This is a genomic window from Kitasatospora sp. NPDC093558 (assembly GCF_040683475.1).
GTDB lineage: Bacteria > Actinomycetota > Actinomycetes > Streptomycetales > Streptomycetaceae > Kitasatospora.
Genome location: NZ_JBFBDY010000381.1, coordinates 1 through 6118, shown reverse-complemented (window position 1 = coordinate 6118; position 6118 = coordinate 1). Strand labels below are relative to the sequence as shown.

At 73.1% G+C, this 6118-nt stretch carries 6 protein-coding genes; 4 read left to right on the top strand and 2 right to left on the bottom strand.

Annotated elements, in window-relative coordinates:
• From AB0O00_RS26935 to AB0O00_RS26920, 4 genes are all read left to right on the top strand, one after another.
• Positions 1-2584, top strand: a 2584-nt coding sequence (locus tag AB0O00_RS26935) for an amino acid adenylation domain-containing protein (protein WP_363655969.1), incomplete at its 5' end; no start/stop codon positions are given.
• Positions 2581-2853 (top strand): acyl carrier protein, encoded by a 273-nt coding sequence (locus AB0O00_RS26930; protein ID WP_363655967.1) that lies wholly within the window; start codon positions 2581-2583, stop codon positions 2851-2853. The genes AB0O00_RS26935 and AB0O00_RS26930, both read left to right, overlap by 4 nt.
• A 5-nt stretch (positions 2854-2858) precedes the next feature.
• Positions 2859-3599 carry an alpha/beta fold hydrolase gene (locus AB0O00_RS26925; protein WP_363655965.1) on the top strand — a complete coding sequence of 247 codons (741 nt, stop codon included), beginning with the start codon at positions 2859-2861 and terminating at the stop codon, positions 3597-3599.
• Positions 3593-4210: a LysE family translocator gene (locus AB0O00_RS26920; protein WP_363655963.1), complete on the top strand. Its 618-nt coding sequence runs from the start codon at positions 3593-3595 to the stop codon at positions 4208-4210. The genes AB0O00_RS26925 and AB0O00_RS26920 overlap by 7 nt, the downstream gene beginning before the upstream one ends.
• A 60-nt stretch (positions 4211-4270) precedes the next feature.
• Here the strand turns inward: AB0O00_RS26920 and AB0O00_RS26915 are convergent, their stop codons facing one another.
• Both AB0O00_RS26915 and AB0O00_RS26910 read right to left on the bottom strand, forming a co-directional pair.
• Positions 4271-4993: a class I SAM-dependent methyltransferase gene (locus AB0O00_RS26915; protein ID WP_363655961.1), complete on the bottom strand. Its 723-nt coding sequence runs from the start codon at positions 4991-4993 to the stop codon at positions 4271-4273.
• Positions 4994-5119: 126 nt separating this feature from the next.
• Positions 5120-6118: hypothetical protein (locus AB0O00_RS26910; RefSeq protein ID WP_363655959.1), on the bottom strand; the 999-nt coding region annotated here is incomplete at its 5' end.

Genomic DNA, 6118 nt, shown 5'->3' with positions numbered 1-6118 from the left:
GGACGCCGCCCGGCCCGAGGACCTCGCCTACGTCCTCTACACCTCCGGCTCGACCGGCCGCCCCAAGGGCGTCATGATCGAACACCGGGCCGCGCTCAACACCATTGCCGACATCAACGAGCGCTTCGGCGTGGGCCCCGAGGACCGCGTGTTCGGCCTCGCCGACCTCGGCTTCGACCTCTCGGTGTACGACCTCTTCGGCACCTTCCTCGCCGGCGGCGCCCTCGTGCTGCCCGACGAGGACAAGCGCCGCGAGCCGAGCCACTGGGCCGAGCTGATGACCCGGCACGGCGTCACCGTGTGGAACTCCGTCCCGGCCCAGATGCAGATGCTCGTCGACCACGTCGAGCTCACCGGCGACGCCCCCGAGGGCCTGCGCCTCGTCCTGCTCAGCGGCGACTGGATCCCGCTGGACCTGCCCGAGCGCATCCTCGCCCTGTGGCCCGACGCCCGGGTGATCAGCCTCGGCGGCGCCACCGAGGCGTCCATCTGGTCCAACTGGCACCCGGCCGAGGAGGTCCCCGAGGGCTGCCCGAGCGTCCCGTACGGCAAGCCGCTGCGCAACCAGGCCTTCCACGTGCTCGACGAGCGCATGGAGCCCTGCCCGGTGTGGGTGCCCGGCGAGCTGTACATCGCCGGCACCGGCCTCGCCCGCGGCTACTTCCGCGACCCCGAGCGCACCGGGGCGAGCTTCGTCCACCACCCGCGGACCGGCGAACGGCTCTACCGCACCGGCGACTTCGGCCGCTACCTGCCGGACGGCGTGCTCCAGTTCCTCGGCCGCCGGGACGGCCAGGTCAAGATCGGCGGCCACCGCATCGAGTGCGGCGAGGTCGAGGCCGTCCTCCAGCGCCACCCCGGCGTGGAGAACGCCGTCGTCGTCAAGTCCGCCGACGACCCGACCAACGCGCGCCTGCTCGGCTACGTCGTGCCGGACCGCGCCGACGGCTCGCTGCTGGTCACCGAGACGGCGGACGCCGACGAGACCGGCCGCCGCCGCACCGCCCTCGCCTCGGCCGCGACCTTCGCCGCGCCCGGCCCCGACGCCGACACCCTGCTCGGCGCCTGGTCCGCGCTCGACGACCTGCACGCGGCGGCCGCCGCCGTCGCCTTCCGCACCCTCGGCCTGCCGCACCTGCCCGGCGAGCGGTTCGACCCGTCCGCCGCCACCGCGGCCGGCGTGGCCACCCGCTACGAGCGCTGGCTGACCCGCGCCACCGACGCCCTGGTGCGCCACGGCGACCTGCGCACGACCGCGGACGGCCTCGAAGTGGCCGTGGAATTCCCGCAGTCCGTGCCCGACGCCGTCGCCGAGGCCGCCCGCACCGCGCTTGGCGGCACCCTGGACGTGCCCAGCGACCTCATCGACTGGATGCTCTCGCTGGCCGGCAACGTCGCCGCCATCCTCACCCAGTCCCTGCACTCGGCCGAGCTCTACGCCTCGGACCGCACGCCCGAGGTGTACGCCCGCCTCTTCGGCCCGGCCTACGCCGTCGCCACCGAGGCGGTCGCCCGGCTCGTCGCCGACTGGCCGGCCGACCGGCCGCTGCGCGTCGTCGAGGTCGGCGGCGGCTACGGCACGCTCACGCAGCACCTGCTGCCGCTGCTGCCCGCCGACCGCACCGACTACCTGTTCACCGACATCTCGACCTACTTCACCGACCGCGCCCAGGAGGCGTTCGGGGAGCACGAGTTCGTCCGGTACGGGCTGCTCAACCTCGACCAGGAGCCCGAACTCCAGGGCCACGACGGCCTGTCGGCCGACCTCGTGATCGCCGCCAGTGTCCTGCACGACACCCGGGACATCGCCACCAGCCTGGGCACCCTGCGCTCCGTCCTCGCCCCCGGCGGCCTGCTGCTGATGGTCGAACAGACCGCCATGCACCCGTGGTTCGACCTCACCATGGGCCTACAGCAGGGCTTCGACGGCTGGACGGACACCGAGTTCCGCACCTGGGGCCATCCGCTCCTCGACTGCACCCAGTGGGCCGGGCTGCTCACCAAGTGCGGCTACGGCGACACGTCGGTGCTCACCCGCGACGGCGACGGACCGGCCGCGGTCGGCTTCGACGTCCTGGCCGCCGAAGGACCGGCGCAGCAGCGGCGGTTCGACCGCGAGGCGCTGCTCGCGCACGCCGCCGCGCACCTGCCCAAGCACATGGTCCCGGCGCGGCTCAGCCCGCTGGAGCGGATGCCGCTCAGCGCGACCGGCAAGATCGACCGGTCGGTGCTCGCCAAGGCCGGCGCCCGGGGCGTGCAGCGCGGCCGCCCGGTGAAGCCGCCGGTCACCGACCGGCAGGCGAAGCTCGTCGAGATCTACCGGTCCATCCTGGGCGTGAACCAGGTCGACCTCGCGGACGACTTCCTGGAGGCCGGCGGCGACTCGCTGCTCGCGGCCCGGATCGCCGTCTCCCTGCAGCGGACCTTCGGCGTCGAGGTGCCGGTCGCCGTCGTCCTGCAGAACTCGACGGTGGCCGACGTGGACGCGTGGTTCGAGCCGCAGCTCGGCCCGGCGAACCCGCTCGACGTGCCGGTCCAGGACGCCCGGACCGAGGCTCCCAACGCAACCCAGGAGGACGTGTGACGCGCGACAAGCTCGTCGAGTGGCTCGCCGACTACATCGCGGAGCTGCTGGACATCGCGGTCGAGGAGGTCGGCACCGACCTCCCGCTGACGGCGCTCGGCGTCGACTCGGCCACCACCCTGGTGCTGGCCGCCGACCTCGGGGCGAAGCTGCGCCGGCCGGTGCGGCCCAAGGAGATCCTGGAGCACCCGACGATCGACGGCCTCGCCGAGTACCTGGCGTCGGGCCGGCACGAGGCCGCCGGCGTCGAAACGGCCGAGGTGAGGTGACCGACATGGCGGAACCGCACAACCCGCAGTGGACCATCAGGGCTCCGGGCCCGTCCGGGCCGCGCACCCTGTACTGCTTCCCGCACGGAGGCGGTTCCGCCGCCGAGTACGTCCGGTGGGGCCGGCAGCTGGAGGGCCTGAACGTCCTGGCCGTCCAGCTGCCCGGCCGGGGCTCCCGGCTCGACGAGGAACCGCCCACGTCGATGGCCGACCTCGTCGACCAGCTCGCGAAGGAGCTGCCGCTCAGCACCCCCTTCGTGTTCTTCGGGCACAGCTTCGGCGCCCTCGTGTGCTACGAACTCACCCACCGGCTCATCGAGTTGGGCCGACCGCTGCCGGAGCGGCTGATCCTCTCCGGCTACCCGGCGCCCGAACTCGCCCGGCACGAGCAGGGGTTCCACCTCCTGCCCGACGCCGAGCTGCTGCGCGCGGTGAACGACCGGCACGGCGGCCTCCCCGAAGAGCTCCTCGCCGACCCGGAGTTGGCGCGTCTCTCGGCGGCCGGGCTGCGGGCGGACTACCGGATCCTGGAAACCTACCGGTGGCAGGAGCGGCCGGCACTCTCCGTGCCGTTCACGGTGCTCGGCGGCGACCGCGACCTCATCACGAAGGAGCAGCTCACCGCCTGGGAGCGGCACACCGACGCCGGACCCGTCCCGGTCCGGCTGTTCCCCGGGGGCCACTTCTACTTCCGCGAACGGCAGCACGCGGCCGTCCTGCGGAACGTCCGGGCGGCGGCATGCTGACGTTCGCCGTCGCCGCGCTCGTCCTCATCATGATCCCCGGCCCCGACCAGGCGTTGATCACCCGCAACGCCCTGGTCGGCGGCCGGGCCGCCGGCCTGTACACCACGCTCGGCGGCATGCTGGGGCTCAGCGTGCACGTGTCGGCCGCGTCGCTCGGCGTGTCGTCGCTGCTGGTGGCGTCCGCCGTGGCGTTCACCGTGCTGAAGGCCGTCGGGACGCTGTACCTGGTGTGGATGGGCATCGCCACGCTGCGCGCGGCCCGGCAGTCGGCGAAGGGGACGGCCGACGCGGAGGCGTCGGAGGCGGCCGGGAAGACCTGGCGGATGTACGTGCGGCAGGGCTTCCTGTCGAACGCGCTCAACCCGAAGGTGGCGCTGTTCTTCGTCACCTTCCTGCCGCAGTTCCTCCCGACGACGGGGCACACGCTGGGCAAGGCGCTCGTGCTCTCGGCGGAGTTCGTGGTGCTGTACCTGCTCTGGTTCGGCCTCTACACCGTCACCGTCGACCGCTTCGGTGCCTTCCTGCGCCGCCCCCGGGTGCGCAGCCGCATCGAGCAGGTGACGGGCGTGCTGCTGATCGGCTTCGCCGCTCGGCTGGCGCTCATGCAGTAACACACCGGTGCGGGGGGCGTCCGTTGGGACGCCCCCCGCACGTCGCGTTGTCACACGTCCTCACGGACGGCAGATCATCATCGAACTCACCGGCGCGCTGCGGTACTCCGCCCACAGCGCCGCGCTGAAGCGGTCGTCGGCCGGCGGGGTGGCGAGCGGGCGCCAGTCGACGGTGCCGAACCCGCCGTCGCGGGCGGCCTGTTCGAGGTCCTCGCGCCGCCACTCGTAGAACTCGAAGGCCACGGGCTCGTCGAGCAGGAAGGCCGCCTTGAGCAGCGGCACCTCCTCGGCGGGGACACGGGCGCGGACGGTGACGTCGAACCGGTCCCAGTTGCCCTCGGGGAACGGGCTCGGGTTCGGCGCGATGGCCACCAGCCGCCCCCGGTGGTCCAGGTTCGCCCGGATCGCCCCGAACATCGCCCGCAGCGCGGCGCGCGTCGGCGCGTAGTTGAACAGGTAGACAGCGGTGGCGAGTTGGTGGACGCCCAGCACCGGCATCGCGGCGACGTCCGACACCACGTACTCGATGCCCTGCCCGAGCCGCTGCTCCACCTGCCGCGCGAGGCGGACCATCGCGGCGGAGACGTCGACGCCCCGCACCGGCCCGGCGCCGCGCTCGGCGAGCAGCCGGGTGGTGAACCCGTAGCCGCACGCCAGGTCGAGCGCGGCCCCGCGCAGCTCGTCGCCCAACTCCCGCTCCAGGCTGTACGTGTCGACGGCGGAGAACGCCGCTGTCGTCTTCGACTTCTCGTACCGCGCGCCGATCTCGTCGTACTGCGTCACCCTGAGCTCCTCACCTCGGCCGGTCGACCCGTACGGTGGACGGCCCGGCCACCGCCGATCCACCCACCACGCGGGCCGCGGCGACGCGGACCACCCGCTCGGCCGAGACCGGCCGGCGGACGGACGCTACTTCAGGCCGGCGAGCATCCCCTTCGCCACGTCGCCGACCGCAGCGGCCACGGCGTCGTCCTGGAACCCCCGGTCGTGCGGGACGTACGCCCGCACGACCCGGTTGGCGGCCACGACCGCCAGGCGGTAGTCCCGCTCGTTGGCCAGCGGGCTGTCCTTCGACGACTGGAAGGCGCGGTCGCCGAGCGGGACGGGCGGCTTGGAGACCGTCCCGGTGTCGTCCTTGGCCCAGCTCGCGTAGAACTGCTGGGCCTGCTCGGGTGTCCGGAAGGTCAGGACGTCCAGGCCGACGTAGGTGCCGGTCTTGCCGCCGTTGGTGAACCAGCGGGTGCACGACTGCAGGGAGAGCTCGTCCGGGGCCCCGGGCTGGAGCTGCTCCGACTTCCCCTCGGGAGTGCGCTTCTCCTTGCCGAACACCTGCTCCAGCCGGCCGGCGTCGATGTTCCTGCACTCGGCGGGCACGGGGCCGATGGGCGTCGCGGTGCTGCCCGGGGTGGCCGCCGGCGTCTCCTTCAGGGCGCTGTGGAACGAATCGGTCCTGGTCAGCAGGGCGCTCGCGGTCCGTCCGCCGCGGTCGTCCCACCTGATCTGCAGGGAACCGGCATTGGCGGTGTCGATCGTCACCGTCATGGCGTCGAGGAACTTCTTGCAGCCCGGGCCCTGCGAGTCCGGGCCACCGACCAGGTGCCCCTTCAGGACGAGCTCCTGGTCCGACACATCCTGGCGGTCGTACGCCGACAGGCACTTCGCGTGTTCACCGGAGACCGCCTGGCCGACGAGGTCGATCGACGTCTCGATCCGGTCGTCGCCCCCGCTGCTGCTGGTCTTGTCGTGGATCTCCAGGGCGACGGCGCCCGCCAGCCCGGAGGCGTCGTCGATGTCACCGCCCCAGTAGCCGACGAAGGCGTCGGCGATCGGGGCGCTCCGCACCGCATCCTGCCCCGAGCCGGGACGCAGCAGGACGAGCGCCGTCACCGCCGATGCCGTCAGGACCAC

What these genes read in the sequence shown, in the direction of transcription:
- AB0O00_RS26925 (WP_363655965.1), top strand. Translation starts at nt 2,859, where the DNA reads ATGGCGGAACCGCACAACCCGCAGTGGACCATCAGGGCTCCGGGCCCG.
- AB0O00_RS26920 (WP_363655963.1), top strand. Translation starts at nt 3,593, where the DNA reads ATGCTGACGTTCGCCGTCGCCGCGCTCGTCCTCATCATGATCCCCGGC.